Source organism: Arthrobacter sp. Y3221114 (assembly GCF_059092625.1).
The window spans coordinates 112,438-139,172 of sequence record NZ_JBNHHW010000006.1 but is presented as its reverse complement, the minus strand read 5'-3'; the positions used below and the strand labels follow the sequence as shown (position 1 = coordinate 139,172).

The following is a 26,735-nucleotide window of genomic DNA, read 5'->3' as shown; positions in this document are numbered from 1 at the left end:
GTCATCTGCGCGCTCTGTGACCTGACCCCGGCCATCGGATTGGTATTGTCGATCTGCACAGTAGGGACCGTGGAACGTAGTGCACCCTCGCATTTACACCCGTGAAGCGGAACACCTACCGTGAAGGAAACCGGGCAACTGTGCCCACGGACTCAACCCCGAACACTTGGAGGCACCGCCATGGCTGAAACCGCAGCCCGCGAAGCAGAACTGCTCGCCAAAGTACCCACCGGCCTGCTGATCAACGGCGAATGGCGCGACGCCTCCGACGGCGGGACCTTCGACGTCCACGACCCCGCCACCGGCAAGGTGCTGGCCACCCTGGCCTCGGCCACCAGCGAGGACGCGCTCGCGGCCCTCGACGCCGCAGACAGTGCGCAGGCAGCCTGGGCCCGCACGGCTCCGCGCCAGCGCGCCGAGATTCTCCGCCGCGCCTTCGATCTGGTGACCGAGCGCTCCGAGGATTTCGCCCTGCTGATGACCATGGAAATGGGCAAGCCGCTGGCCGAATCCCGCGGTGAGGTGGCCTATGGCGCCGAATTCCTGCGCTGGTTCTCGGAGGAGGCGGTCCGCGACTATGGCCGCTACCTGACCACGCCGGAGGGCAAGAACAAGATCCTGGTCCAGCGCAAGCCGGTCGGCCCCTGCCTGCTGATCACCCCGTGGAACTTCCCGCTCGCCATGGCTACCCGCAAGGTAGGCCCGGCCGTAGCCGCCGGCTGCACCATGGTGCTCAAGCCCGCCAAGCTCACCCCGCTGACCAGCCAGCTCTTCGCCCAGACCATGATGGAGGCCGGCCTCCCCGCCGGAGTGCTGAACGTGGTCTCCTCCAAGAGCGCTTCCGGCATCTCCGGGCCGCTGATGCAGGACTCCCGCCTGCGCAAGGTTTCCTTCACCGGCTCCACGCCGGTGGGCAAGCAGCTGCTCAAGGACGCCGCGGACAATGTCCTGCGGACCTCGATGGAGCTCGGCGGCAACGCCCCGTTCATCGTGTTCGAAGACGCCGACCTGGACAAGGCCGTCGAGGGAGCCATGGCCGCCAAGATGCGCAACATGGGCGAGGCCTGCACGGCCGCCAACCGCTTCCTGGTCCAGGCCTCCGTGGCCGAGGAATTTACCACCAAGTTCGCCAACGCCATGAAGGCCCTCAAGCCCGGCCGCGGCACCGAAGCGGACACCACGGTGGGCCCGCTGATCGATGGTGGCGCCCGCGAGGACGTGCATGCCCTGGTGACCGCCGCCGTGGAAGCGGGTGCAACGGTCAGCACCGGCGGCGGGCCCGTGGAAGGCGACGGCTACTTCTACCAGCCAACCGTGCTGTCCAACGTTCCGAACGACGCCGATATCCTGCAGAGCGAAATCTTCGGCCCGGTGGCTCCGGTGACCACGTTCGAAACCGAAGAGCAGGCCATCGCGTTGGCCAACGCCACCGAGTACGGCCTCGCCTCCTACATCTACTCGCGCGACGTGAACCGCATGTTCCGCGTCTCCGAGCAGATCGAGTTCGGCCTGGTGGGCTACAACGCCGGCGTGATCTCGAACGCCGCCGCCCCGTTCGGCGGAGTGAAGCAGTCCGGAATGGGCCGCGAGGGCGGCGCGGAAGGCCTGGACGAGTACACCAGCGTCCAGTACATCGGCATCGCGGACCCCTACGCCCGGTAGTTCCGATCCGTCGACCGGCCGTCCCCAGCGGGCGGCCGGCGGCGGAACAGCGACGCCGGCCAAAACAGCCCGGCAAGGCGTCGCCGCCATCCGGCCCGCTCCACGAGCCGGTCCTTGACGGTTTCCACATCGGACCACCGGGCGGTTTCGGCGCCGCCCGGTGCCGATGCCTCCGGAGCCGCATAGGCGGCCCGCTCGTAGCCGGCCCGCAGCCGCGCCAAGGCGGCAGAAGATTTCCCGGTGACCACGCCGGCGTCGTCGAGGCGCTGCTGGAAGGCCCTGGGTGTTTCCGTTGCCGCGGCCGCCCAGCCGAGGTCTTCGGCGGTATCCACGGCTTCCGCCCACGTGGCCACGGCGGCCCTGCCGCCTCCTCCGGCCAGCGCTGCCCTGCGCCAGCCGGTACGCCGGCGGCGCAGCACCAGCGGCGTCAACAGGACGGCCAGCACCAAGGCCGCGGCTGCCGCCGACCACAGCCGTTGCGAGAGCATGTCTTCGCCCGCCGGACCGGCGGAACCCGAGGCGGCCGGATTTCCGGGGTCGTCGGTGGCGGCCGGAGGCGGCCCCGCCGGCCTGAGCGGGTCGTCGTTGGGAAGCACCGGGCCGCCGGCGCCTTCGGGCCGGGCGTAGGCCGGCAGCACCCCCCGTGACGGCGTGGGCTCGAAGGTGACCCAGCCAATTCCGCTGAAGTAGAGTTCCGGCCACGAATGGGCGTCCCGGGAATCAATCTCGAATTCCTCCAGTTCCCCGCCGGCACCGTCGTCGATGACCGCGCCGGTGGGGCGGCCCGGAGCATAGCCGACCGCCATCCGGCTGGGGATTCCTGCGATCCGGGCCATGATTGCCATCGTCGCGGCGTAGTGGATGCAGTAGCCGGACTTTTCCTCCAAGAACGCTGCCACGACCTCGAAACCGCTCTGGTCGTAGCCGCCGTCGACCGGCGCCTGTTCCGAGTACACGAATCCGGATGTCCGAAGGTACGTCTGGATGGCCATGGCCTGCTCGTACGGGTTCTCCAGACCCTCCAGCACGGTCGCTGTGGTGTCTGCAATGATGCCGGGCATGCTGTCCGGGAGCTCGGAGAAGACGGGATCGACGATGGGATTGTTCGACGGCTCCGAACCCCGCAGCGCTTCCCTCGTCAGCGCCGGCCTGACGCTGCGGACTTCGTACTCCTGGTTGGCGGTGGTGGTACCGGACTCGCCGCGGATGTTGAGGGTGCGGGGATCCCAGCTCCACTTGCCGCGGACGCCCGAGATCCGCGCCGGAGCGTAAGGGGCCAACAGCCAGGGGCTGGTGAAGGATGCCGTACTGATCCGCGTGGTGGTCACCTCTCCGTCGGACAGCAGGTTCCGCACGCTCGGCACCTCGAGTTCGTCGATGCCGGTGCGGCGGTGGCCGTCGAAGTCGCTCGGGCTCCAGCGCGCGCCGGTGAGGTTCTCCAGCGTGACCGAGCGCAGGTAGAGCGGTTCCTCTGCATCAGTGGCATAGGTCATCCTCCCGAAGGCGCCGGGCCGCCGGAGGTTGTCGCCCAGGCTCACCACGGGATTGAGGCCCGTCGGCGCACCCCAATTCAGCCGTGAACCCTCCGGGAACAATCCGGACGTGAAGCCCGGGATGGCCAGCGGGAGCACCAGCGAGACCGCGAGGCCGGCCGCCGCTATGCCGGAGGCGCGGCGGAACTGCTCGACGGAGGCCAGCCGGCCCCTGCCGCTGCCGTCGGCGGCCAGCCATTGGGCGCAGCCCAGCAGCAGCAGGTAGCCCGCCTCGGCGGCCAGGAAACCCGCCGCCCCGATACTGTTCGGTTTGATGATGGCCGGAACGATGGCCAGGCCCAGCAGGCCCAGGCCGCTGATGGCAGGCATCTGCAGCGGAACCGCCAGCGTATCCACCAGCAGGGCGATCAGCCCCACTCCCACGCACGCCGCCAGCGCGATGCCGTCGTTGACCAGCACCGGAGCGACCTGCGAGACAACGGTGTCCCGGGCTTCCTCCATCAGGGGATCCAGGGCAGCGAACGTGTCGGGTCCCGGGATCACGCCCAGGAAGCCGGTCGGCGCCAGGAACATCGCCGTGACCGACATCACCAGGCCGGCCAGTCCCAGCAGGGCCCCGGCCAGCGCCGACCAATCCAGCCGGCGGGCCAGCCCGGTGCCCGCCTCGGTGCAACAGACCGTCACGGCGGCTTGGAACAGCCAACTCCAGCCCTCGAGGACCCCGTGCAGGCTGGCGGCCGTGAGCAGGACGGCAAGTGCGACGGCGGCGCTCATCAACCACGGTGCGACGCCGGGGGAGGGCGGCCGCCCGCCGCTCGGACCGGGTGTTTCGGGGCCGCGGAGTTCTGCCTGTTTGTCCACCATGAGGGTCACGGGGCCGCTCCTGTTCCCACCGGTTCGATCCGGTCGACCAAGTCGAAGTGCGCCCAGGCGGCCGGCAGCGAGGCCTTGGGGCTGACCGCCACGGTCCGCCAGCCGCCGGCGCGCAGCACGTCCATGACGGGCCGGGCCTGTTGCGGTCGGTCGGTGACGATCAGGGCGAAGGCATGGGAGCCGAACGCGGCGGCAGGGGCCAGCAGGCGCGCTTCGCCGCTGCTGATCTGGCCCAGTACCGCGACCAGCGGCCCCTTGTACTTGTGTGCCGCAAGTTTGTCCATCAGCCGGTCCCCGAAGGCGGGCTCTCCCGGGTGCCGGTCGGACTTCTTGTGGTCTTCGGCCAGCCCCAGCGCGGCCAGCCCCTCGGCGAGGTCCTGGTAGCCCGCCGGCCCGTCGAAATCCTCCTGGCCGGGCGACGGGGCCGACGGGGACCCCAGTACTGCTGCCCGGGCATGGACGTCGAGGAACCGGACGGTGTAGTTGCGCTGCAGGAAGTCATTGGCAGCGGAGGCCACAGCAGTGACGGCCCACTCGAAGGAGGGCGAAGTGTGCAGCAGGTCCCCGTGCTGGCCGGACCCATCACCGAAGGAGGGCAGCAGGCCGGTGCCGTAGGCCGAGGCCCGGCGGTCCAGCACGATGGTCGCCTGCGGCGTGGTCACCGATTCTTCCTGGCGGACCATGAGCTCGCCGTGACGGGCAGTCGCCGCCCAGTGGACCCGGCGCATCGGATCGCCGTACCGGTATTCGCGGGTCATCACGTCATCGTCGCTGGGGTTGGCTTGTCGCCGGGTGCTGGCCGTGCCGTCCGAACCCCGTGCGCCGGTCAGCGACGTGGCGGGCAGTTCCACCGGGGACGGCGTCACCACCAGCGGGCTGGTTTCCCCCAGCTGGTGCCGGTGGTTGGCCAGCCCAAAGGGGTCGGAGAAATCCGCCGTCACCGGCCCGATGGCGAACAGCCCGCGCTTGCTGGAACGGAGCTTGTATTCGTACACGCTGGCCCCGGAACGGGACGGGTGCCGCGCCGGGAACCGGAAGGACGGCGCCTTGCCGAAGCGCAGCGGCAGCTGCTCTTCCATGTACACCAGTCCCGCCAGGCCCCCGCTGCGGCGCACCGACAACCGGACCTGGACCACGAGGCCGGTTTCGACGGCGGCGGGCCGGAACTTCCGCTCCACGGTAAATTGCGGCTTGAGGAGCACCATCGCCGCGGCGGCCAGCAGCGGCAGGCCGATCAGGAACACCCCCAGGGTGAGCAGGTCCCGGCGGCCCAGGATCTGCGCCAGCAGCAGTGCCAGAACGCCTGCCGCCAGCAGGCCCCACCCGCGCAGCGTGACATACCGGGTGGGCAGCCAGCCGAACGCGTCCATGGCCGTCAGGAGGAAGCGCGGCGGGATTCGCCGCCCACCGGAACCTTGGCCAACACGGAGGCCACCACGCTGGAGGCGTCTTCGCCGGCCGTCATGGCCTTGCGGTCAAGGATCAACCGATGGGCCAGCACGGCCTCGGCAACGGCGGCTACATCGTCGGGGAGGACGAAGTCGCGGCCGCTCAGCGCCGCCGTCGCCTTGGCCGCACGCAGCAGCTGGAGCATGGCCCGCGGGCTCGCTCCCAGCCGCAGGTGCGGATGTTCGCGGGTGGCCCGGCCGATGTTGACCGTGTATTCCTTCACCGCGGGCGAGACATAGACATCGCGGACCGTGGCCACCATGCTGCGCACCTCGCCCACCGTGACCACCGGGCGGACTCCCTCCAGCGGCGAAACGGACTGGTGGGTCTCCAGCATTTCCATTTCCGCGCGGGGATCCGGATAGCCCATCGAGATCCGGGCCATGAAACGGTCGCGCTGGGCCTCCGGCAGCGGGTAGGTGCCCTCCATCTCGATCGGATTCTGGGTGGCGATCACCATGAAGGGCGTGTCCAGCGGGTAGGTGTTGCCGTCCACCGTGACCTGGTGTTCCTCCATGCATTCGAGCAGCGCCGACTGCGTCTTGGCCGAGGCGCGGTTGATTTCGTCGCCGATGACGATGTTCGCGAACACCGGCCCGGGGCGGAATTCGAACCGGTGCATGTCCTGGTTGTAGATGGAAACACCGGTGACGTCGGAGGGCAGCAGGTCCGGCGTGAACTGGATCCGGTGCACGCTGCAGTCGATAGTTCTGGCCAGCGTCTTCGCCAGCATGGTCTTGCCGACGCCGGGCACGTCCTCCAACAGCAGGTGCCCTTGGGCCAACAGCACCGTCAGCGCCAGCCGTGCCGCCTCGGACTTGCCGTCGATGACGGTCTCGATCGCCGCCCTGATCCGGCCGCAGGCGTCGTGGAACTCCGTCAGCGCGAGGCCCTCGCCAGGCCCCAGGCCTGCTTGATCGGAGTGGACGGTCCCGGCCTCTGCCATGTGCTGCTGCGTATCCATGAAGTACCTTCCGGTGTGCCTTCCCCGAGGGCCGGTTGTTCCAACCCTACTTGTTGGCTGTGTGATGCGGTAGACACTCGCACGCCGCTTTGGCACGCCCGCTTCCCATCACGCCGGTACCGCACCCGGCGCTTCAGTAGGCTGGAATAATGTCCCATGCTCCAGCCGCCGTTGCCGGCGAAACTCCTCCCGCCTACACAGTTGACAGCACCGCAGCCCGCACGACGGCGGTGCGGAGCCCCACCGAGGGGGACGGCCGGCGTCGTGATCTCAGCTATCCGCCGGCCCCCGAAGCGCTGCCCGTGCCGGTGATGGACAACCACACGCACCTGGATTTCCGCGACGGACTGGTGGCGGTCACGGTCCGGCAGGCGATGGACGCTGCCGAGGCGGTCGGCGTTGCCGGCGCCGTCCAGGTGGGCTGCGACCTGGAATCCGCCCGCTTCACGCTCCAGGCTGTCGAGGCCGAGCCGAGGCTGCTGGGCGCGGTGGCCATCCACCCCAATGACGCACCCCCGCTGGCCGATGCGGGGACGCTGGAGGAGGCCTTGGCGGAGATCGAGTCGATAGCGTCGCACCCGAGGATCCGGGCCATTGGGGAGACCGGACTGGACTACCACCGGACCGGAAGCGGAGGCAGGGGCGCCCAGCAGGAATCGTTCCGCCGCCACATCGACATGGCCAAGCGGCTGGGCCTGGCCCTGCAGATCCATGACCGGGACGCGCATGACGACGTGGTGCGCGTGCTGCTCGAGGAGGGCGCTCCCGAGAAAGTTGTCTTCCACTGCTTTTCCGGTGACGCAACGCTGGCCAAGACCTGCAACGACAACGGCTGGCACATGTCCTTCGCGGGAACCGTCACCTTCAGGAATGCCGACGGCCTGCGTGAGGCCCTGTCGACCGCGGAACCGGCCCTGGTGCTCGCCGAGACCGACGCGCCGTTCCTGACCCCGCATCCCTACCGGGGACGGCCGAACGCCAGCTACCTGGTGCCCTACACCATGCGCTCGATGGCCGAGGTCCTCGGGAAGGACCTGGCGCAGTTATGCACAGAGGTGGCCGACAACACGCAGCGTGTCTACGGCTCCTGGCAGCAGGAATAACACGCGGGTATTTTTCCCGGCCGGACCGGAAATGGGCACGTCCGCGCGCCCGAACGAGGGGAGGCAATCCCATCGGCCGGTGCTGCCGGCCGATGGCCGCGCTTGTCGCCATGTCACGTTTCGATTACGGTAGGTACCTAATGGCCGGGGTCGGGGAAGGCAACCGGACATTGTGACACCCGTGGCGGTAGCCGTTGGACGTTCCGTTCGTACGCCCAAACGTCCGCTGCGGGTGCAGCCTGCACTCGCACCGTGCCGTCAAGAGCGGCACGTCCCACGCGCGTGTCTTTATGTCCCCGTGCCCGGAAACTGCAACAGATTCGGGAACCGTGACAAACGCGCTGAAGAACCGCTGGGTGAAGATCGCCGGCCAGGTCGTCGTCATGACCGCCCTGGTCCTGGGACTGGTGGCCTTTGTGGGCAATAACAAGTCGGTCACCCTGACCGTGGACGGGCAGGCCAGCACCGTCTCCACGTTCGGTTCCACCGTTGCAGACGTGCTGGCCGAATCCGAGGTGCACGTCGGCGAGCTCGACGACGTCACCCCGGCGGTGGGCGAAGAAATCACCGACGGTGCCAGCATCGAAGTGGTTACCGCCAAACCCGTGGACGTGAACGTGGACGGCGAGGCCTCCACCGTGCACACCACCGCCGCCACCGTCGAGGAACTGCTGGACGAATTGGAAGTCAACGAAAAGTCGGCCCTGTCCGCCCCGCTGACGGCCGAACTGGCCTCGGTGGGCGCGGTGACCATCTCGACGCCGAAGAACGTTACCATTGCGGTCGACGGCGAGACCCGCAAGGAAGTCACCACCGCGACCACCATCGGCGACCTGCTGAAGGAACAGAAGATCAAGCTGGGCAAGGAAGACAAGCTCTCCGTTGCCGCCGCCGAGCCGATTGCCGAAGGCACCAAGGTCAAAGTGACCCGGATCGACCGGGAGCGTGTGGAGGAGGCCGAGCCCGTCCCGTTCGAGACGGCCACCACGACGAACTCCGCCATGTACGAGGACGAAGAGAAGGTCACCCGCGCCGGGGAGGCCGGCGAACGCGTCAAGGTCTACGAAGTCGTCCTGACCGACGGCAAGGAAACCGACCGGAAGCTGGTCAGCGAAAAGGTCACCCGCGAACCGGTCAGCCAGAAGGTCACGGTCGGCACCAAGAAACGCCCGGCCAAGGTCAACAACGCCAACGTCGGCGGGACCTGGCAGGCGCTCGCCGAGTGCGAGTCCGGCGGCAACTGGTCCATCAACACCGGCAACGGCTACTCCGGGGGACTGCAGTTCAGCGCAAGCTCCTGGCTCGGCGCCGGCGGCGGCAAGTACGCGCCCTACGCCTACATGGCCACGCCCTCGGAGCAGATCGCCACCGCCGAAGTGCTGCGCAGCAACGGCGGCTGGGGCCACTGGCCCGCCTGTGCCGCCAAGCTGGGACTGTTGTAGGCATCCGCCAGAGATCCACGGCCTCGGGCCCGGGCCTTGCCTCCCGGGCCCGGGGTCCGTTAACCGGTCGGGGCCGCCGCGGCAGCGGGCCGCGGCCCGATACGATGGCACAGTGACAGAACCCCACTCCGCATCCGGCACCGACTCCCGGCACGACGCCGGGGAAGCCGCGCCCGCCCCCACCCGGCCCTTGCTCGGAGCCGCCGACGTCCGGCGGCTCGCGGCCGAACTGGACGTGCGTCCCACCAAGACCCTCGGGCAAAACTTCGTGATCGATGGCAACACCATCCGCCGGATCGTGGGTGCCGCCAATGTTGTCCCCGGCGAAACCGTCCTGGAGGTCGGTCCCGGTTTGGGGTCGCTCACGCTCGGGCTGCTGGATGCGGCCGGGCATGTGGTCGCCGTCGAAATCGATCCCAAACTCGCCGCCCGGCTGGAACGCACAACGGCCGAATGGCGTCCCGACGCCGCCGGGCGCCTGGACGTGGTGCTGGCGGACGCGCTGCGGGTCACCGAACTGCCCAAGGCCCCGGATGCGCTGGTCGCCAACCTGCCCTACAACGTGGCCGTACCGGTGGTGCTGCACCTGCTGGAGCATTTCCCGTCGCTGCGGCACGGGCTGGTCATGGTGCAGGACGAGGTGGCCGACCGGCTCGCGGCCAAGCCCGGCTCCAAGATCTACGGCGTGCCCAGCGTCAAGGCCGCGTGGTACGGCACCATGCGCAAGGCAGGCGTGATCGGCATGAACGTGTTCTGGCCCGCCCCCAAGATCGCTTCCGGGCTGGTGGAGTTCACCCGCGGGCAACCGCCGGTGACCCGCGCCCCGCGCCGCGAAGTGTTTGCCGTCATCGATGCGGCGTTCGCGCAACGCCGCAAGACCCTGCGCGCCGCACTGGCCGGCTGGGCCGGCAGCGCCGCCCGGGCGGAGGAAGCGCTGCGGCTGGCCAACGTGGACCCAAGCGCCCGCGGAGAGGTGCTGGACATTGCCGCCTTCGCCCGCATCGCCGAGTTCAACCATCCGCTTGTCGGCTAGGAAGGTGGCGGCACCGATATGACCAGAACACGTCCCGTCCGCGTCATGGCACCCGGAAAGATCAACGTCTCCTTCCGGGTCGGCGGCCCCCGTGCGGACGGCTACCACTCGGTGGCCAGCGTTTATCTGGCGCTCTCGTTGTACGAGGAGGTCACCGCTACCGCGCGTGAGGATGATGCCATCACGGTCAGCGTGCGCAACGGGCCCGGAGCGGAGTTTGACCTGGCCGGCATTCCGCTGGACGCTTCCAACCTGGCGGTGCAGGCCGCCGACCTGATCCGCGAAACCTCCGGACACCGGCAGGGCGTGCACCTGGAGATCACCAAGCGGGTGCCAATTGCCGGCGGCATGGGCGGCGGCTCCGCCGACGCGGCCGCGGCCCTGGTGGCCTGCAGCGCACTCTGGAACACCGGCTACTCCCGGGATGAGTTGATCGGCCTGGCCGCCGGGCTCGGCGCGGACGTGCCGTTCGCGCTGCACGGCGGAGTGGCCGTCGGGCTGGGGGTCGGGGACCGGCTGACGCCGGCGCTGGCGCGCAGCGAAATGCACTGGGTACTGGTACCTGCCTCGTTCGGTTTGTCGACGCCCAAGGTCTACGCCGTGGCCGACGACCTGCGCGCCCGCCGCGGCCACGTCCCGGACGAGCCCGAGCAGGTGGACCCTGCGATCCTGCAGGCAATGCAGTCCGGCGACGTCCATCAGCTGGCGGGGTGCCTGCACAACGACCTGCAGGAGGCCGCCATCGAACTGGCCCCCGAACTGGCCGATATTCTTGAACTGGGCAAGGCCGAAGGCGCGCTTGCGGGCCTGGTCTCCGGTTCCGGCCCGACGGTAGCCTTCCTGACCGCCGGACGGCGCGAGGCGGCAGAGCTGGGGCAGCGGCTCTCGGATGTCGCCGGTGTGGTTGCCCTGCCGGTCCGCGGACCGGTGCACGGCGCCCGCATCATGGCCTGACCGCCCGGCCCTGCCCCTGCATGCCAGCGGCGGGCACCCTCCGCATCCACCAAACGCAACAGAAAGCAGCATCCTTGGTCCACCTGCTCGGCGCAGAAAACGTCAGCGTCGCCTTTGCCACCCGCACCATCCTTGACTCGGTGTCCCTCGGCCTGAATGAAGGAGACCGGATCGGCATGGTCGGGCGCAATGGCGACGGCAAGTCCACCCTGATGCGGCTGTTGGCGCATCGCGCCACGCCCGACGACGGCCGGGTCACCAAGCGCGGCGATGTCAACGTGGGCTACCTGGACCAGCAGGACGTGCTGGACGGAGACCTGCCGGTCGGTGTGGCCATCGTCGGCGAAGCAGCCGAGCACGAGTGGGCCTCCAACCCGCCGATCCGCGAAATCATGAACGGCCTGGTTGGCGATGTCGACTGGCACGCCACGGTGTCGTCCTTGTCCGGCGGGCAGCGCCGCCGGGTCGCCCTCGCCAAGCTGCTGATCGAGCCCCACGACGTGATCATGCTCGACGAGCCGACCAACCACCTCGACGTCGAGGGGGTCGCCTGGCTGGCCAGGCATCTGCAGACGCGGTGGCGCCCCACCGAGGGAGCTTTCCTGGTGGTCACCCACGACCGCTGGTTCCTGGATGAAGTGTGTACGCGGACCTGGGAGGTCCACGACGGTACCGTGGACCCGTTCGACGGCGGATACGCGGCATACGTGCTGGCCCGTGCGGAACGGGACCGGACGGCCGCCGTCGTCGAAGGCAAGCGGCAGCAGCTGGTGAAAAAGGAGCTCGCCTGGCTGCGCCGCGGTGCTCCCGCCAGGACCGCGAAACCGAAGTTTCGGATCGAAGCGGCCAACGAGCTGATCGCCGATGTGCCCGAGCCCCGCGACGCGGTGGCCCTGAACAAGATGGCCACCGCCCGGCTCGGCAAGGACGTGCTGGACCTCGAGCAGGTTTCGTACACGCCGCCGCCCCGGCCCACGGACGGCGACGACGGACCCGCCGCGCTCTTCGACAACATCACGCTGCGGCTGGCACCGGGAGAACGGCTCGGCCTGGTGGGCGTCAACGGGGCGGGCAAGACCACCCTGCTGCGGCTGCTGAACGGCGAGATCCACCCCACCGCCGGCAAGGTCAAGCGCGGCAAGACGGTGCAGTCGGCCATGCTCACCCAGGAAGTCCGTGAACTCGATGACGTCTCGGACCTGCGCGTGGTGGAGGTGATCCAGCGCGAACGCCAGGTCTTCAACATCGGCGGACGCGAGGTCTCCGCCAGCCAGCTGGTGGAACAGCTCGGCTTTTCCAAGGAGAAGCAGTGGACGCCGGTGCGGGACCTGTCCGGCGGGGAACGGCGGCGGCTGCAGCTGCTGCGGCTGCTGGTCGGCGAGCCAAACGTGCTGATGCTGGACGAGCCAACCAACGACCTGGATACGGACACGCTGGCGGCCGTGGAGGACGTGCTCGACGGCTGGCCGGGCACGCTCGTGGTCGTCTCGCACGACCGCTACCTGCTGGAACGGGTGACCGACCACCAGGTGGCACTGCTGGGCGACGGCAAGCTCCGCGGGCTGCCCGGGGGAGTGGACCAGTACCTTGAGCTGCGCGAAGCGGCGCTCGCCGGCAGGTCCTCGACGTCACCGGGCACCGGAGGCGCCGCCGCCGAAACGTCCTCCGGCGCCGTACACAGCGAAGCCGACAAGCGCCAGGCCAAGAAGGACCTCAACCGGATCGAGCGCCAACTGGGCAAACTGGGCCAGCAGGAGGACAAACTCAAGGAGCAGATGCACGCGGCAGGCGCCAAGGCCGACGTCGACTTCGCCGGGCTGGCGGAGATGAACCGCAAGCTTCAGGAAATCGCCGAGGAGAAGGAGGGCCTGGAGATGGAGTGGCTGGAGGTCTCCGAAATCCTGGAGTAACCCCTTGGCTCAGGACGACTTGCCGGTGTTACCCCAGAGGCCCGCGTCGCGGATGGACTGCTGGATCTTGGTGGTTGCCGAAAGCAGCGCCTCGCGTTCGGCAGCCGAGAGCGGATCGAACACGTTTTCCCGCACGAAGCGGACGTGGCCGGGGGCGGCCTGCCGGATGGCATCCCAACCCGCGTCGGTCATCGAGATGTTGAAACCCCGGGCATCGGTGGCACAAGCCACCCGCTCCACCAGTCCGCGCGCTTCCATCCGCTTGAGCAGGTGGGACAGCCGGCTGCGCTCCCAGTCCAGCTGCTGCGCGATGTCCCGTGCCCGCATGACGCCCTCGTCCGCCTCCGACAGGGAGGCCAGGACCGAATACTCCACGCCGGACAGATCGGAGTCGCGCAGCAACTGGCGGTCCATGGCGGACTCGAAGCCCCACAGCAATTCCCGGAAGGCACGCCAGATCTCTTGCTCGTGGTCGTTCAGCCAGCGGGTGTCGGAGTTCACGACTGTCCCTTCCTCGTCTTTGGTTGACAATTCAAGTTTCGGCCCTGCATAATTGACGTGTCAACAAAACCATGACGTGTCAACATTGTTGGCGCGTCGGGACCAGACCTCGAAGGGGTTATTTATGACCAAGATCGCTATCGTTACCGGCAGCACCCGTCCGGGTCGTGTCAACAAGCAGGTTGCCGATTGGGTTCTCGCCCAGACAGCCGGCCGCACCGAGGCCGAGTTCGAGGTCGTCGACATCGCCGACTTCAACCTGCCCCTGCTGGACGAAGCTTACCCGGCTGCCTACCAGAACTACCAGAACGACCACACCAAGGCGTGGTCGGCCAAGATCAGCGAGTTCGACGGCTTCATCTTCGTCACCGGCGAGTACAACCACACCGTCACGCCGGCCCTGACCAACGCCCTGTCCTACCTGAACGTCGAGTTCAACAACAAGGCCGCCGGCATCGTTTCCTACGGTTCCATGGGTGGCGCCCGTGCCGCCGAGCACCTGCGCAACATCCTGTCCGAACTGCAGATCGCCCACGTGCGCAACCAGGTCATGTTCTCGCTGTTCACCGATTTCGAGAACTTCGCCGACTTCAAGCCGACCGAGCAGAACGCCGGCACCCTGGCGCCGATGATCGACCAGCTCATCCCGTGGACCAAGGCCATGGAGTCTGTCCGCGCCGCCGCGGTCGCCGCCAACTAGCCTGCGGTCCCAGCGGTACTGCGCCGCTTGACGCTCCGCACGGCAGGGCGCTCCGTGCTTCCCCTCAGGGAAGCCGGGGCGCCCTGCCCCGTTAAGGCGGGACGGCCGAAACAGCGTCGACGGAGGGTAGGGTTTCGGGGGAATCGGAAGAGGGAGGGACGCGTCGTGGACGCAGGAAACATTGCGGCCGGCCGGTGGACTACCGCACGCCGCCAGCAGATGCTCGATCGTCTCGAGCAGGCCGCGTCGGCAGCAGGCTTCCGCCTCGATGACGACCAGCACAAGGCCGCCCGTCTGCTGGCCGATGCTGCCGCGAGACTCCGCGCAGGAATGCCCGCTCCGCAGGGCGGGCACCGCGGGCTGTACCTGTGGGGTCCGGTCGGGCGGGGCAAGAGCTGGCTGGCCCGTACCTTCTTCGAGGCCGTGGACGTGCCGGACAAGCAGCGCTGGCACTTCCACGACCTGTTCCGCGAACTGCACGCCCGCCGCCGCGATGCGCAGGACCCTGCGGCGAGGCCGCCGGGCACGAGCGCCATCGAGGTGGCCATCGACGGCTTGCTGCGCGACTGCGCCCTGCTGGTGTTGGATGAATTCCACGTCCACGATCCGGGGGACGGCCAGTTGCTGGCCCGGCTGCTGCGCGAAATCCACCGCCGAGGCATAGTGCTGGTCACCACCTCGAACTATCCGCCCGACCAGTTGATGCCCGGCGAGGCGTTCCATGGCCTGTTCGAGCCCACCATCGCCCTGATCCGCCGCACCATGCACGTTGCGCCCATCGCCGGGCCGGTGGACTACCGCACGCAGCCTGCCGGGCGTTCCGGCGGACGGGACGACGACGGCGCCGCCCGCCTCGCGCGGTTCGGCGACGGTGCGATGATCATTGCCCCGGATGGTCCCGAGGACCCGAAGGTCGCCGAGGCAGGCCTTGAGTGGCCGTCCCCGGCAGAGGCGCGCGACCTGCGGCCGGGGAGCAGGCCGCTGCCGGTCCTCCGGAGCACTCCGGCGGAATTGTGGTTCGATTTCCGCGACCTGTGCGAAGGCCCCACCGCCACCTCCGACTATCTGGGCCTGCTGGCGCATGCCGCGCACTGGATTGTTTCCGGTGTGCCGGCCCGTGAAGGGATCAGCATGAACGGTTGGCAGCGCTTCAGCAACTTAGTGGACATCCTCTATGACGCCGACGTGCCGCTGACGGTCATCAGCGCGGAGCCGCTTGACCTGGGCCCGTCAGCCAGCCCGTCCGCCGTCGACATCTCCCGCATTGCCAGCCGGTTGGGCACCCTCGGCCGGGTGGGCGCCGGGCGCTGACTGCCGTTCCCGCCGGTCGCGCCGGCGGGACAGCGCCACGCCCAGCAGGCACACGGCGCCGCCGACGATGGCCAGCAGGGTGGGCGTCTCGCTCAGGAACAGCCATCCCAACACGATGGTGACCGGAGGAACCAAGTAGGACGAAACGCTCAGTTGCCCGGCCGGCATCCGGGCCAGGGCATAGGCCCACGTGCTGAAGGCCAGCGCCGTGGGCACCAAACCCAGATACACCGCCGCCAGGGTCGCTTCGGTCGGGGCGCTGCGCAGGTCCGACATGAGCTCGCCGGCAAACGGCAGCGACGAGACGGCACCGATGCTGCAGGCCAACCAGGTGACCTGCCCGCCGGGCACGCTGCCCAGGGCCGGCTTCTGGAGCAGCACCCCGGCGGAGTATGTCAGCGCCGCGGCCAGCGCCCACAGCAGCCCGAGGCCGCCGGCGGCACCGCCACCGGTGCCGAAGCCGATCATGACGACTCCCAGGAAGGCGACGCCGGCGCCGATCGCCAGCCACCGGGGGATCCCTTCGCCCAGGAACAGTCCGGCGCCCAAGGCCGTGAGCACGGGCGCGAAATTGACGATCATGGCGGTGGTGCCGCCATCGAGCGTTTGCTCCGCGGTGTTGAGGGCAAAGTTGTAGACGCCGAACCACAGCAGGCCGCAGCCGGTGATCAGCAACCAGGCCCGGCGGCCCGGCTTGACCCACGGCCGCCCGACCAGCAGCAGCGCCAGTGCAGCGGAGCCGATGGCAAGCCGCAACAGACTGAGCGGTCCGGGCCCGAAATGCGGCAGCACACCGCGAATCACGACGAAGGCGCTGGCCCATGCCAGGACCGTTACCGCTACGGCCGCAAGGACCGTAGGCGGAACGGCGGCGATCCGCCGGACGGGGGTGGAACTGCTCATGGTCGCTACGCTAGCCCAAGCGGTAGTGCACCGGACGGCGCCGGGGCTGAACGGCTGCTTCCTGCCTCGGGTGTCCGGGGTCCGCACCGGATGGGTGTTGCGGCCAGACGGGTGCGTCTCACAGCGTCTGCCGTTTGGTGGTCCGCACGCCGACGACCAGCCCAACGGCCGCGGTGAGCACCGCCGCCACCAGCCCCCACAGCGTGTCCGAGCCGATGGCGCCGGCGAACAGTTCCCGCTCGGCATTGACCAGATAGGTGATCGGATTGAAGCGGCTGAGCACCTGCATCCAGCCGGGTCCGGCCTCCACGGGCAGCATGATGCCGGAGAGGATCATCAGCGGGAACAGCAGGGTCTGCTGCACGCCCCAGAACACCCATTCCGTCCCCTGGGTGACCAAGGCCAGCGTGTAGGAGAGCGCGCCGATGCCGATGCCGAAGATCCCCAGAATCAGCAGGCCCAGCAGGACCTGCAGCGGATGGAAAACAAACCCGAACGGGATGCAGACCACGGCGATGAGCAAACCCTGTGCCACCAGGGGCGCCCACTCCTTCAGCGCCCGCCCGATCATGAGCGAGGAGCGGGACAGCGGTGTCGCCAAGACCCGCTCATAGGAGCCGGTCATCAGTTCGTACTGCAGATTGGAGCCGGTCATGGTCGTGCCGAACAGGGAGATCATGACGACGACGCCCGGCAGGAACCACTGCAGCGAGCTCTCCCCGCCAAACGCTTCGGCCCCGACGGCCGCGCCGAGCAGGGGGCCGAACAGGGCCAGGAAAATCAGCGGCTGCAACAGCGAGAAGATCAGGGAGAACGGATCCCGGAGCACCAGGAGCAGCTCGCGCCAAAAAACAAACTTGGTGTCCTGGACGATCTTGCCCAGGCCGGGTGTGGTGACCGGGGCGCTCCCGCGGAGGTGTGCCGGGTCTGTCCGCTGTTGTTGCATCAGACCTCGGATCCTTCCCGCAGGCTGCGCCCGGTCAGTTCCAGGAACACATCGTCCAGGGTCGGAGGGTTGAGCTGGAGCGACATGACCGGGGCGCCGGCATCGTCGAGTGCCTTGAGCAGCCCGGGAGCCAGCCGTGCGCCATCCGTGAGGCGCACGCGGAAGCGGGCGGCGCCGTCGTTCCTGCTTTCTTCCAGGTCCCCATCCGAGGCAGCGCGGCCGAGGACGGCACGGGCGGCCGGGACCGAGTCCAGGGAAACCTCCACGGCCAGCAGGTCCCCGGCCAGATTGGACTTCAGCCGTGCCGCCGTATCGTCGGCAATGATCCGGCCGTGGTCAGTCACGATCACCCGCTCGGACATGGAGTCCGCCTCGTCCAGGTAATGGGTGGTCAACACGATGGTGGTTTCGTGCTCGGCCCGCATCCTCATAATGTGCTCCCACAGGTTCGCCCGGTTCTGCGGATCCATGCCCGTCGAAGGTTCGTCGAGGAACAGCAGCCGGGGCGAATGCATGAGCCCCAGGGCCACATCCATGCGGCGGCGCTGGCCGCCGGAGAGCTTGATGACCGTCCGCTTTTCCAAGTCCTGCAGGTCGAGCGTCCTCAACAGTTCGCGGGCACGCGACTGGGCATCGGCGGCGTTCATCCCGTAGAAACGGCCCTGCATGACCAGTTCGTCGATGACCCGAAAGCTGTGGCCGCCGCCGTTGCCCTGCCCGATGTAGCCGATGCGCGAACGTACCCCTGCGGGGTCGGCCATCACGTCCACGCCGGCGACGGTGGCGCTGCCCGAGGTGGGCCAGAGCAAGGTGGTCAACATCCGCAGCGTGGTGGACTTGCCGGCTCCGTTGGGGCCCAGGAAGGCCACCAGCTCGCCGGGTGAAACGTCGATGTCGACGCCCTTGACCGCCTCCACCGTTTCCTTTTTGTTCTTGAACTGCTTGGTGAGTTTGTCCGTATGGATCACCGGGGCTCCCAGTCTCTGCGATGGCAAAACGCTACGCCCGCCGGGAGCCTGGCGTCTACGGACACGAAGTCATCGCGGACAGCAACGGTCCTGGAAGCGCGGCAACGGCATGTCGGCCCGCTGGTGGGGAGGGGTTTCGTGCCGGCAGACAGGACTGAAACCTCCCGTCGTACCGGTGGGAGCACTGCTACTCTTCATTCATAACGTCGGGGGGCCGGGACGACGCCGGGCCGCGTTCAATGCAGGAGGAATGCAGTGCGGACCGTTGCAGGTGAGCCCGGGGCGGCAGTTCGCCCAACCGTACTGGTCGGCGCGCTGGACCCTGCGACCCGCGAGTTCCTCCGCAGCGTCCTGAACGATGCCGGCATATCGGTCGCTGCGTTGACTTCCGCCGCCGAGGTGTTGGCCGAGATGCAGCGCAACCCGCCCGACATCCTCTTGGTGGACGCCGCCGATATGTCCCTGGCGGGGATGGAAGCCGTGCGACGGTTGTCGGACAGCCAGCCGGGCGCGCAGTGGCGCGTGATGCTCATGGCCACCCAGGACGAACTGCCCTTGGTGGAGCGCGGTTATGAGCTGGGCGTCTCCGACTACCTGATCAAGCCGCTGACGGCATCCAGTGTGGTAAACCGTGTCCGCGTGACCCTCGCGAGGTCGGAACACCGGCGCCGGGAGCGCAACGGCGTGGCCGTCCTGCGGGAGCAGATCCGGAACGTGTCCGATGGCATTCGCAGCACGAATGACCCGAACGAAATGATCAACCTCGCCCTGAGCGGCATCGGCGAGGCGTTCAAAGCCGACCACGTCTGGGTGCGTACCCTGGCTGACGAACGCGTGCCGCACACCGCCGCTCAATGGACCGGCGATTCCCCCCGCGAAGCCATGGTTATGCCCCACCGCACCGAGGAACAGGTGCTGGAGCTGTCCTCGGCGCTCTGGGCCGGGCACAGTGTGCTTACGTCGGCCGACGACGGCGGTGTCGACCTCGCCACACATTCGCATGTTGCCGAATGGCTCGCCACCGCGCAGGGCAAGGCATCCCTGCTGGCGCCCCTGGGGCAGGGCCCCAAGGCTTTCGGCTTGCTTTGCCTGACCCGCACGGGACGGCCGCGTCCATGGTCACCGGCCGAGATTTCCCTGCTCCAGCACGTGGCCGGCAACCTGGCGCACGGTCTGATCCAGGGGCACCTGATCACGGCGCAACAACAAGTCGTGGAAAAGCTCCGCGAGCTGGACCAGGCCAAGTCGAACTTCGTGGCAACGGTCAACCACGAGCTCCGTACTCCGCTGACCTCCATCGCCGGATACCTGGAGCTGGTGCTCGACGGAGACGCCGGTGAGGTCTCGGAGTCGGTGGCCAGGATGCTGAAAATCGTGGGCCGCAACGCCGCGCGGCTCCGCGAGTTGATCGAAGACATGCTCACCCTGTCCAGAATGGACTTCCAGGGCAGCGGCCTGAAGACGGAACCGGTGGACCTGCCGCGCCTCCTGCGCACGGTTTCCACCGCGCTGGAACCAGCTGCGCAGGCCAAGAACGTGAAGCTGGTCGGCGAGGGGCTGGACACCCGGCTCGCCGCTGACGGCGATATCAAGATGTTGGAGCAAGTCTTCACCAACATCATGTCCAACGCCGTCAAGTTCACGCCGCAGGACGGAGAGGTGCGGGTCACCGTTGGTGGCGGAAACGACGACGACGGCGTCCCGTGCGCCGTCGTCAAGGTCGCCGACAGCGGGATCGGCATCCCGGAAGAGGACCTGCCGCAGCTCTTCGCCCGTTTCTATCGGGCATCCAACGCCCACGCCATCCAAGGCACCGGCCTGGGCCTGGCCATCGTCAAGGGGATGGTCGACCAGCACCGCGGCAGTATTTCCGTGGAGTCCAGCGTCGGCGTGGGCACTACCTTCACCATCACTCTGCCGCTGCAATCCAACCCGACGCAGGAGCCCGCCGAGTCCTCGGACACGGTTGCGGTCTCTTAAACCACAAAGGCCGTGGCGCGCCTCCGAAGATGCATGCCACGGCCTCAGCCGAAGAGCGGAATCCCGCTCTATTTACTTACTTAGTGAGGCCAGTTGCCACTCTGAATCGAGTAGCTGCCAGCGACCAGCGAAGGCTTGCTATCGGCGGCTGAGGCAGCCGTGGCGCCGGTAACAGCCAAAACTGCTGCTAAAAGTACTGATGCCGTGATCTTTCTCATCGGGGCTCCCTCTTGGTTTATGCACAGTTTTGCAAATCTATGCAGCGGTGGTGACACGGACAAGTGTACATTCAGCGTACCTGTTCAGCTAGAGGTTAAACGACACACACAATGCCCCTTCACGCTCGTCGCACGGCAACAGAATATGATCGGATGCGGGTGGGAGTACGAGCTTCGCCCGCCGTTAGCGTTTGGAGGATTCGCACATGGTGTCGGTCGATCCTGAGGGAAACGGAGTTTTTGCTGAACTGCGGGCTCGTGAGGCTTTCGGCCGCAGAGAATATCCGCAGGCGCTGAACCTTGCGAAGCAAGTATCTTCAAGGGCATTGGGTGCCGGCGATGATTCAACGTGGTGGCAGATGACAATGTTTCAAGCTGATTGTCAGCGCGCAATGGGTCTCAACCGGGACTGCATTGATACAGCTACGCTTTTGCTGGAACATCCACTAACGGTCGGGTCCGCCGAGCTTCAGTGCCGGGCATTGAACCTGTTGTCCGACGTTAGCCAGGCGGCAGGTGAACTTGAACAAGCGGTTGGATACGGTGTTAGAGCCGTCAGCGTTGCTCGCGGCGGTGAGGTGCCGCAGGATCTGCGTATTGGTTCCTTGCTTGCGCTCATTGCAGCGCTGGCAGAGAGCGACCAACTGGAGCGCGCCTGGCAGGAAAGTCAACAACTCATCCAGCTGATTGACATCAACATTGATACTCAAACGGCAGGAAAGTGCTACTGGGTCGCGGGGAACGTCGCTTTCCTAAGACAACAGGCCAGCGACGGGGTCAAGTACCACAAGTTGGCGGCTGAGCATTTGTCGCCGTCGAATGATCTCGCTCTTTGGGCATGGTTCAACCGAGCCTCGGCGGCAATGAGGTTAACAGCCGGTATCGCCGACACCGAAACGGCCGATTGCATGGAGCGTGCCGAACTCGCAGCGACCATTATCGGTACGGATGATGGAGACCTCTTTAAAAACATGCTCAATCGTGCGCATTGGCACTTTCTGAACGGTGAAGCGAGCAGTGCGATCGAGCTGCTCACGTCGATCTGCGCGGAGTCCTCAGCGATGGCACACCACACCGCGGGTGAAGCACATATGTTGCTTGCCAAAGCCCTGCGGGAACAAGGCGATTGTGCATCGGCCCTACGCCATCTAAAGGACAGCCAAGCGTACTTCAGCCAAGCCGGTGCCAAGGATCGGGCGGCGCAGGTTGCCGCCACAATAGCCGAGTTTCCGCGCGCTTCGTAAAACGAATTCTTCGTGTCATTGGGCGTGTCGTGAACTCCGTTCGTTTACGCTGTGAACAATTGGCAGTTCCGAAGCAGTAAGTTCTGGATTTATTGGACGGGAGCGAAAGCTTCCATCGAATCGTTGGGGAGCGGATGCACGTGCTTGGTCATGGTTGGCCCGAGAGGGTCGTAGGAGCGGTACCCAACGACGACGCTGCCGCATGAGGCCCGCGGTTGACGCGGCCTATGCCGTTGCTGCCGATGTGATCAGTGCCGGCGACCGCATCATCAGCGTCGATCTGCCGCGGGGAGCAGCCTTCACCGACGAAGTGGCGGCCCATACCTCAACACAGCTTCGTGTGCTTTCCGGCGGACACCCTTGCCGCGTGCTGATGCGTATGAAAGGAGTAACCTCGATTTCCCGCATGGCACGGTCGATGCTCGGGCGGCACACAAACGCTTCCGCCATCGCCCTCGTGGGCGAGTCGCCGGTGGACCGGGTGATCGCCAACTTCGTGCTGGGAGCCGAACCGTGTCAATGCCCGGTCCGCTACTTTGACTCCGAACCACAGGCCCTTGCGTGGCTGGAACGGGACAATGCCGCATAATCCCGACCCTCGGCTCCAGCAGCTGGTCGACGGAATGGTCCGCCTGGCCGGGGGCGATCTGGCAACCAGGATCCAGCCCTCCCCGGCACGCGACGATATTGACGCCGTCATCACGGGCGTCAACCTCTTAGCCGAGGAACTGCAGCTCAGCTACATGGAATTGGAACAGCGCGTCGAGCAACGGACGGCTGAACTGCGCCAAGCCCATCGGGACATGAGCCGAATGGCCCATATGGATGCCTTGACCGGGCTGGCGAACCGCACGGCCTTGGCCCAGGAAATGGACGCCGCGCTCGATGATGCGCGGTCCGGCCAGCGGGCCCCGGCATTGCTCCTGCTGGACATGGATTCCTTCAAGCAGGTCAACGACAGTTTTGGCCACGACGCCGGCGACCGCGTACTCACGGTCGTGGCGAACAGGTTGAGGTCCGTCGTGCGCGACGGCGACACGGTGGCACGGCTGGGCGGCGACGAATTTGCGGTCCTTCTTCCGCGCGCAACGACGGATCTCGCGCTTCAGGTGGCCCAGCGCGTACTAAACGTGCTTAATGACGAGATCCAACTGGACGAAGTCACTGTATGGCCGCAGGCCAGTATCGGCGTGCGCGTGGCAGATGCAGGACAGAGCGCGCAGAGCCTGTTGCTGGACGCGGACACGGCCATGTACGAGGCGAAAAAAGACCCTCAAAACCGCACCAAAATTTTCCAGTCCCATATGCTCCAAACACGCCAACTGCACAACCAGATGGCGTCCGAACTCCGCGGAGCCATCGCGACCGGCGGCTTCGAACTCGAGTACCAACCGGTAGTGGATCTGTGCACAGGCCTGCCAATCGGGGTGGAAGCGTTGGTCCGCTGGAATCACCCGGTGCGCGGACGTGTGTTGCCGAGCGATTTCATTCCCATGGCGGAACAAACCGGCCTGATAGTTGATCTCGGCCGGTGGACCCTGTCCGCGGCCGCACACCAGTTTGCCCAGTGGTCCGCCGAACTGACGCTGGATCCGGGGTTTCAGATCCGTGTAAACCTCTCGGTGGCCGAGCTTCAGCGCATCGACTTGGTGGAGCATGTTCGCGGGGTCCTGAGGGACTCCGGAATGCCGGCCGAGTCGCTGGTCTTGGAAATCACAGAGACCGGCCTGGTCACCGGGGGCGAAGTCGAAACCTACTCCTTGCTGGCCCTGCGCAAGCTCGGGATTGGCATTGAAATCGACGACTTCGGTACCGGCTACTCATCGATCAGTTACCTGCGCCGGTTGCCGGTCGATTTGGTCAAGGTGGACCGGTCCATCATTGCTACCCATTCGGCCGACGGTTCACAGCAGGATTTCATCGGCGCCGTACTCCAGCTCATTCGTGCTGCGGGGCTGGACGCGATCTTCGAGGGCATCGAGACGCGGGAGCAAGCCGAACAATTGCGTGATCTTGGCTGTACCGGTGGCCAAGGGTTCTACTTCAGCAAGCCGGTGTCGGCATCTCGCATCGCCCAGCTGTTGCGCAGCGGTGCCTGCCTGCCGGCGGCCGCCGAACCGTCTTGCGAGGACGAACTGAGCCTGGCGACCCCGGCCGAGTGACCGGCACGGATGCCGCCCTCTGCCGGCGGCCCGTGCCGCCGAGTCGCATCGAGGTCGGCAAACGTGGCAAAATGGACACTTGTGCCACCGGGTCAGCGTTCGTGGCGGCACAGTCCGCCCTGGTGTAATGGCAGCACCCCGGCCTTTGGAGCCGTGGAGTATAGGTTCGAATCCTATGGGCGGAACGACCACCGGCCGGTAAACGGGCGGTGTTGCGGCAGGTAGTATGCCGTTAACCGAAATGCACCGGCCACACCGGAATCAGCGCAGCGAGGAGTGCCACTTAGTGAGCCCCCAGGACGTCCCTGAAAAAAACGTCAAAAACGCTTCAACACCGGCAGCGGTCATCGTCCTGGCCGCGGGGGCGGGCACCCGGATGAAGTCCAAAAAGCCCAAGATTTTGCATGAGATCGGCGGAGTCTCCATGGTGGGCCACGCGCTCGCCGCGGCCCGCGGCCTGGAACCCACGGTGCTCGCCGCCGTCGTACGCCACGAGCGCGACCGTGTGGCGGAGCACATTTCCTCGCTGGACCCGGACGTACTGATCGTCGACCAAGACGAGATCCCCGGTACCGGACGTGCAGTGGAAGTGGCGCTGGATGCGCTTCCTGCCGACCTGGACGGTCCTGTGGTGGTCACCTACGGCGATGTTCCGCTGCTGACCACGGCGCTGCTCAAGGAACTCGTGGCCGAGCACGCGTCCAGCGGAAATGCCGTTACCGTGCTGACCGCGGTCCTCGATGACGCCGGCGGGTACGGGCGGATCATCCGCTCCGACGACGGCAGTGTCCAGGGCATCGTCGAGCACAAGGACGCCACGGAAGAACAGCGTGCGATCCGCGAGGTCAACTCCGGCATCTACGCCTTCGACGCCGGTGTCCTTCGCGCTGCCTTGTCCAAGATCACCACGGACAACGCTCAGGGTGAAAAGTACCTGACCGACGTGCTGTCGCTGGCCCGGACCGACGGCGGCCGGGTGGCCGCCGTCGTCACCGCCGACCGCTGGCAGGTGGAGGGGGCCAACGACCGGGTCCAGTTGGCGGCCCTTGGCGCGGAGCACAACCGGCGGGTTTTGGACGCTGCCATGCGGTCAGGCGTCAGCATCGTGGATCCGTCATCCACCTGGATCGACTCGACGGTGACATTCGGCACCGACGTAACGCTGCTGCCCGGCACGCAACTGCACGGCGCCACGCATGTCTCCTCCGATGCGGTGGTGGGGCCGGAGACGACCCTGACGAACGTGACCGTGGGCGAAGGCGCCTCGGTGGTCAGGACGCACGGCACCGATTCCGAGATCGGGCCCGGCGCCACGGTTGGCCCGTTCACCTACCTGCGCCCCGGCACGGTGCTGGGCGAAAAGGGCAAGATTGGCGCGTTCTACGAAACCAAGAACGTGAGCATCGGCAAGGGCGCCAAGCTGTCCCATCTGGGCTATGCCGGCGATGCCGAGATCGGTGAGAACGCCAACATTGGCTGCGGCAACATCACCGCCAATTACGACGGCGAGAAGAAGCACCGGACCGTCATCGGCTCGAACGTGCGCACCGGCTCGAACACCGTCTTTGTCGCTCCCGTGCGCGTCGGCGACGGTGCCTACTCCGGCGCAGGCGCGGTGATCCGCAAGGATGTGCCGCCCGGAGCGCTCGCGGTCAGCGTCGCGCCGCAGCGGAACCTTGACGGCTGGGTACAGAAGAACCGCCCCGGCAGCTCATCTGCAGAAGCTGCCTCCCGAACTTCCTCCACGCAATCCCCAACTGCAGAAAGTGATCCTTCATGAGCGGAATCAAGGCACAGGGCGAAAAGAGGCTGGTGCTGGCCTCCGGACGCGCCCATCCGGAACTGGCGCGGGAGATCGCCAAAGAGTTGGAGATCGACCTCCTGCCGACGTCCGCCTACGACTTCGCAAACGGCGAGATCTACGTGCGGTTCGAGGAAAGCGTGCGCGGTACCGACGCGTTCGTGATTCAGGCGCACCCGGCTCCCATCAACGAATGGCTGATGGAGCACCTGATCATGGTCGACACGCTGAAGCGGGCTTCCGCTAAGCGCATCACCGTGGTCGCTCCGTTCTACCCGTATGCCCGGCAGGACAAGAAGCACCGCGGCCGGGAACCGATTTCGGCCCGGCTGGTGGCCGACATGTACAAGACGGCCGGCGCGGACCGGCTGATCTCCGTCGACCTGCACACGGCGCAGATCCAGGGTTTCTTCGACGGTCCAGTCGACCACCTCATGGCTATTCCGCTCCTGGCCGAGTATGTCCGCACACGGGTCGACCTGGACAACTTGACCGTCGTGTCCCCGGATACCGGCCGCGTCCGTGTTGCTGAACAGTGGGCCGAGCGACTGGGCGGGGCTCCGCTGGCCTTTGTGCACAAGTCCCGCGACGTGAACGCGCCCAACCAGGCCGTGTCTAAGCAGGTCGTCGGTTTGGTCGAGGGACGCACCTGCGTGCTGATCGACGACATGATCGATACCGGCGGAACCATCTCCGGCGCCGTCCAGGTGCTGAAGAACGCCGGCGCCAAGGACGTCATCATCGCGGCAACGCACGCCGTGTTCTCCGATCCCGCCGCCCGCCGGCTTTCCGAGAGCGGTGCCCGGGAAGTGGTGGTCACCAACACGCTGCCAATCCCGCCGGAGAAGAACTTCAAGGAACTGACCGTCCTCTCCATTGCTCCGCTGATCGCCCGCGCGGTCCGCGAGGTCTTCGAAGACGGCTCGGTCACGAGCCTGTTCGACGGCAAGGCCTGACAACGGCGTTCTGAACTAAGTTCCAACCAGCCATAACGGGTTCCCGAACGGGGCCGGCGGCGGGGGCCTGAAGAAACGGGCCACCCCATCGTCGGCTCCGTTTCCCATGTCCGGCGGAGGATTGCCGCGGAGCGTCGCCCGAAGCATGAACTTAGATGCGCA

The 26,735-nt window shown here is 66.9% G+C and carries 21 protein-coding genes and 1 tRNA gene; 15 read left to right on the top strand and 7 right to left on the bottom strand.

Annotation, left to right across the window (positions count from 1 at the left end):
• Positions 1 to 180 precede the first annotated feature (180 nt).
• Entirely contained in the window at positions 181 to 1,662 is a 1,482-nt protein-coding gene (locus AC5RV3_RS13965) for an NAD-dependent succinate-semialdehyde dehydrogenase (protein WP_494108070.1), read from the top strand.
• Here AC5RV3_RS13965 and AC5RV3_RS13960 read toward each other — a convergent pair.
• From AC5RV3_RS13960 to AC5RV3_RS13950, 3 genes are read right to left on the bottom strand one after another with little or no spacing between them, the layout of a single operon-like run.
• Positions 1,650 to 4,019 carry a transglutaminase TgpA family protein gene (locus AC5RV3_RS13960; RefSeq protein ID WP_494122746.1) on the bottom strand — a complete coding sequence of 790 codons (2,370 nt, stop codon included), beginning with the start codon at positions 4,017 to 4,019 and terminating at the stop codon, positions 1,650 to 1,652. The genes AC5RV3_RS13965 and AC5RV3_RS13960 overlap by 13 nt on opposite strands.
• A 5-nt stretch (positions 4,020 to 4,024) precedes the next feature.
• Positions 4,025 to 5,398, bottom strand: a complete 1,374-nt coding sequence (locus tag AC5RV3_RS13955; RefSeq protein ID WP_494122662.1) for a DUF58 domain-containing protein — start codon at positions 5,396 to 5,398, stop codon at positions 4,025 to 4,027.
• Between the two features lie 5 nt (positions 5,399 to 5,403).
• On the bottom strand, positions 5,404 to 6,441 hold the full coding sequence (locus AC5RV3_RS13950) for an AAA family ATPase (RefSeq protein WP_494122661.1): 1,038 nt from the start codon (positions 6,439 to 6,441) through the stop codon (positions 5,404 to 5,406).
• A gap of 149 nt (positions 6,442 to 6,590) precedes the next feature.
• Between AC5RV3_RS13950 and AC5RV3_RS13945 the strand changes: the two genes are divergently transcribed.
• The 5 genes from AC5RV3_RS13945 to AC5RV3_RS13925 all read left to right on the top strand — a co-directional run bounded on the left by AC5RV3_RS13945 (position 6,591) and on the right by AC5RV3_RS13925 (position 12,883).
• The gene (locus AC5RV3_RS13945) at positions 6,591 to 7,544 is read left to right on the top strand and encodes a TatD family hydrolase (RefSeq protein ID WP_494122660.1); all 954 of its coding nucleotides are present in this window, start codon (positions 6,591 to 6,593) and stop codon (positions 7,542 to 7,544) included.
• Between the two features lie 329 nt (positions 7,545 to 7,873).
• Positions 7,874 to 8,986 carry a resuscitation-promoting factor gene (locus tag AC5RV3_RS13940; protein WP_494122659.1) on the top strand — a complete coding sequence of 371 codons (1,113 nt, stop codon included), beginning with the start codon at positions 7,874 to 7,876 and terminating at the stop codon, positions 8,984 to 8,986.
• Between the two features lie 112 nt (positions 8,987 to 9,098).
• Positions 9,099 to 10,019 carry a 16S rRNA (adenine(1518)-N(6)/adenine(1519)-N(6))-dimethyltransferase RsmA gene (gene rsmA, locus AC5RV3_RS13935; RefSeq protein ID WP_494122658.1) on the top strand — a complete coding sequence of 307 codons (921 nt, stop codon included), beginning with the start codon at positions 9,099 to 9,101 and terminating at the stop codon, positions 10,017 to 10,019.
• 18 nt (positions 10,020 to 10,037) lie between these two features.
• On the top strand, positions 10,038 to 10,973 hold the full coding sequence (locus AC5RV3_RS13930) for a 4-(cytidine 5'-diphospho)-2-C-methyl-D-erythritol kinase (RefSeq protein ID WP_494122657.1): 936 nt from the start codon (positions 10,038 to 10,040) through the stop codon (positions 10,971 to 10,973).
• Between the two features lie 74 nt (positions 10,974 to 11,047).
• The gene (locus tag AC5RV3_RS13925; protein WP_494122656.1) at positions 11,048 to 12,883 is read left to right on the top strand and encodes an ABC-F family ATP-binding cassette domain-containing protein; all 1,836 of its coding nucleotides are present in this window, start codon (positions 11,048 to 11,050) and stop codon (positions 12,881 to 12,883) included.
• A gap of 9 nt (positions 12,884 to 12,892) precedes the next feature.
• Here AC5RV3_RS13925 and AC5RV3_RS13920 read toward each other — a convergent pair whose 3' ends face one another.
• A complete protein-coding gene (locus AC5RV3_RS13920; RefSeq protein WP_494122655.1) occupies positions 12,893 to 13,384 on the bottom strand; it encodes a MarR family winged helix-turn-helix transcriptional regulator in 492 nt (163 codons plus the stop codon).
• Between the two features lie 124 nt (positions 13,385 to 13,508).
• Here AC5RV3_RS13920 and AC5RV3_RS13915 point away from each other — a divergent pair, with 124 nt between their 5' ends.
• Together AC5RV3_RS13915 and zapE are read left to right on the top strand one after the other, a co-directional pair.
• Entirely contained in the window at positions 13,509 to 14,084 is a 576-nt protein-coding gene (locus tag AC5RV3_RS13915; RefSeq protein WP_494122654.1) for an NADPH-dependent FMN reductase, read from the top strand.
• Between the two features lie 165 nt (positions 14,085 to 14,249).
• The gene (gene zapE / locus AC5RV3_RS13910; RefSeq protein WP_494122653.1) at positions 14,250 to 15,395 is read left to right on the top strand and encodes a cell division protein ZapE; all 1,146 of its coding nucleotides are present in this window, start codon (positions 14,250 to 14,252) and stop codon (positions 15,393 to 15,395) included.
• Here the strand turns inward: zapE and AC5RV3_RS13905 are convergent.
• The 3 genes from AC5RV3_RS13905 to AC5RV3_RS13895 all read right to left on the bottom strand — a co-directional run bounded on the left by AC5RV3_RS13905 (position 15,315) and on the right by AC5RV3_RS13895 (position 18,212).
• Positions 15,315 to 16,298, bottom strand: a complete 984-nt coding sequence (locus tag AC5RV3_RS13905; protein WP_494122652.1) for a DMT family transporter — start codon at positions 16,296 to 16,298, stop codon at positions 15,315 to 15,317. The genes zapE and AC5RV3_RS13905 overlap by 81 nt on opposite strands.
• Positions 16,299 to 16,416: 118 nt before the next feature.
• Positions 16,417 to 17,244 carry an ABC transporter permease gene (locus AC5RV3_RS13900; protein WP_494122651.1) on the bottom strand — a complete coding sequence of 276 codons (828 nt, stop codon included), beginning with the start codon at positions 17,242 to 17,244 and terminating at the stop codon, positions 16,417 to 16,419.
• Positions 17,244 to 18,212 (bottom strand): ATP-binding cassette domain-containing protein, encoded by a 969-nt coding sequence (locus AC5RV3_RS13895; protein ID WP_494122650.1) that lies wholly within the window; start codon positions 18,210 to 18,212, stop codon positions 17,244 to 17,246. The genes AC5RV3_RS13900 and AC5RV3_RS13895 overlap by 1 nt, the downstream gene beginning before the upstream one ends.
• A gap of 255 nt (positions 18,213 to 18,467) precedes the next feature.
• Here AC5RV3_RS13895 and AC5RV3_RS13890 point away from each other — a divergent pair, with 255 nt between their 5' ends.
• The 7 genes from AC5RV3_RS13890 (at position 18,468) to AC5RV3_RS13860 (ending at position 26,573) form a co-directional block, all read left to right on the top strand.
• A complete protein-coding gene (locus AC5RV3_RS13890) occupies positions 18,468 to 20,192 on the top strand; it encodes an ATP-binding protein (RefSeq protein ID WP_494122649.1) in 1,725 nt (574 codons plus the stop codon).
• 424 nt (positions 20,193 to 20,616) lie between these two features.
• Positions 20,617 to 21,654 (top strand): hypothetical protein, encoded by a 1,038-nt coding sequence (locus tag AC5RV3_RS13885; protein WP_494122648.1) that lies wholly within the window; start codon positions 20,617 to 20,619, stop codon positions 21,652 to 21,654.
• A 202-nt stretch (positions 21,655 to 21,856) separates the two neighbouring features.
• Positions 21,857 to 22,243, top strand: a complete 387-nt coding sequence (locus AC5RV3_RS13880) for a SpoIIAA family protein (RefSeq protein WP_494122647.1) — start codon at positions 21,857 to 21,859, stop codon at positions 22,241 to 22,243.
• Positions 22,233 to 23,816 carry a putative bifunctional diguanylate cyclase/phosphodiesterase gene (locus AC5RV3_RS13875; RefSeq protein WP_494122646.1) on the top strand — a complete coding sequence of 528 codons (1,584 nt, stop codon included), beginning with the start codon at positions 22,233 to 22,235 and terminating at the stop codon, positions 23,814 to 23,816. The genes AC5RV3_RS13880 and AC5RV3_RS13875 overlap by 11 nt, the downstream gene beginning before the upstream one ends.
• 113 nt (positions 23,817 to 23,929) lie before the next feature.
• Positions 23,930 to 24,001 (top strand) — tRNA-Gln (locus tag AC5RV3_RS13870).
• Between the two features lie 101 nt (positions 24,002 to 24,102).
• Entirely contained in the window at positions 24,103 to 25,596 is a 1,494-nt protein-coding gene (gene glmU, locus AC5RV3_RS13865; RefSeq protein ID WP_494122645.1) for a bifunctional UDP-N-acetylglucosamine diphosphorylase/glucosamine-1-phosphate N-acetyltransferase GlmU, read from the top strand.
• Positions 25,593 to 26,573 carry a ribose-phosphate diphosphokinase gene (locus AC5RV3_RS13860; RefSeq protein ID WP_493978678.1) on the top strand — a complete coding sequence of 327 codons (981 nt, stop codon included), beginning with the start codon at positions 25,593 to 25,595 and terminating at the stop codon, positions 26,571 to 26,573. The genes glmU and AC5RV3_RS13860 overlap by 4 nt, the downstream gene beginning before the upstream one ends.
• The last annotated feature ends 162 nt before the right edge of the window (positions 26,574 to 26,735 follow it).

Bases quoted from the DNA above. Each gene is read 5' to 3' on its own strand.
- AC5RV3_RS13955 (WP_494122662.1), bottom strand. From the start codon at position 5,398: ATGGACGCGTTCGGCTGGCTGCCCACCCGGTATGTCACGCTGCGCGGG.
- AC5RV3_RS13950 (WP_494122661.1), bottom strand. From the start codon at position 6,441: ATGGATACGCAGCAGCACATGGCAGAGGCCGGGACCGTCCACTCCGAT.
- AC5RV3_RS13885 (WP_494122648.1), top strand. From the start codon at position 20,617: ATGGTGTCGGTCGATCCTGAGGGAAACGGAGTTTTTGCTGAACTGCGG.
- AC5RV3_RS13900 (WP_494122651.1), bottom strand. From the start codon at position 17,244: ATGCAACAACAGCGGACAGACCCGGCACACCTCCGCGGGAGCGCCCCG.
- AC5RV3_RS13965 (WP_494108070.1), top strand. From the start codon at position 181: ATGGCTGAAACCGCAGCCCGCGAAGCAGAACTGCTCGCCAAAGTACCC.
- AC5RV3_RS13945 (WP_494122660.1), top strand. From the start codon at position 6,591: ATGTCCCATGCTCCAGCCGCCGTTGCCGGCGAAACTCCTCCCGCCTAC.
- AC5RV3_RS13905 (WP_494122652.1), bottom strand. From the start codon at position 16,298: ATGAGCAGTTCCACCCCCGTCCGGCGGATCGCCGCCGTTCCGCCTACG.
- AC5RV3_RS13960 (WP_494122746.1), bottom strand. From the start codon at position 4,019: ATGGTGGACAAACAGGCAGAACTCCGCGGCCCCGAAACACCCGGTCCG.
- AC5RV3_RS13930 (WP_494122657.1), top strand. From the start codon at position 10,038: ATGACCAGAACACGTCCCGTCCGCGTCATGGCACCCGGAAAGATCAAC.
- AC5RV3_RS13875 (WP_494122646.1), top strand. From the start codon at position 22,233: ATGCCGCATAATCCCGACCCTCGGCTCCAGCAGCTGGTCGACGGAATG.
- AC5RV3_RS13915 (WP_494122654.1), top strand. From the start codon at position 13,509: ATGACCAAGATCGCTATCGTTACCGGCAGCACCCGTCCGGGTCGTGTC.
- AC5RV3_RS13860 (WP_493978678.1), top strand. From the start codon at position 25,593: ATGAGCGGAATCAAGGCACAGGGCGAAAAGAGGCTGGTGCTGGCCTCC.
- AC5RV3_RS13880 (WP_494122647.1), top strand. From the start codon at position 21,857: ATGAGGCCCGCGGTTGACGCGGCCTATGCCGTTGCTGCCGATGTGATC.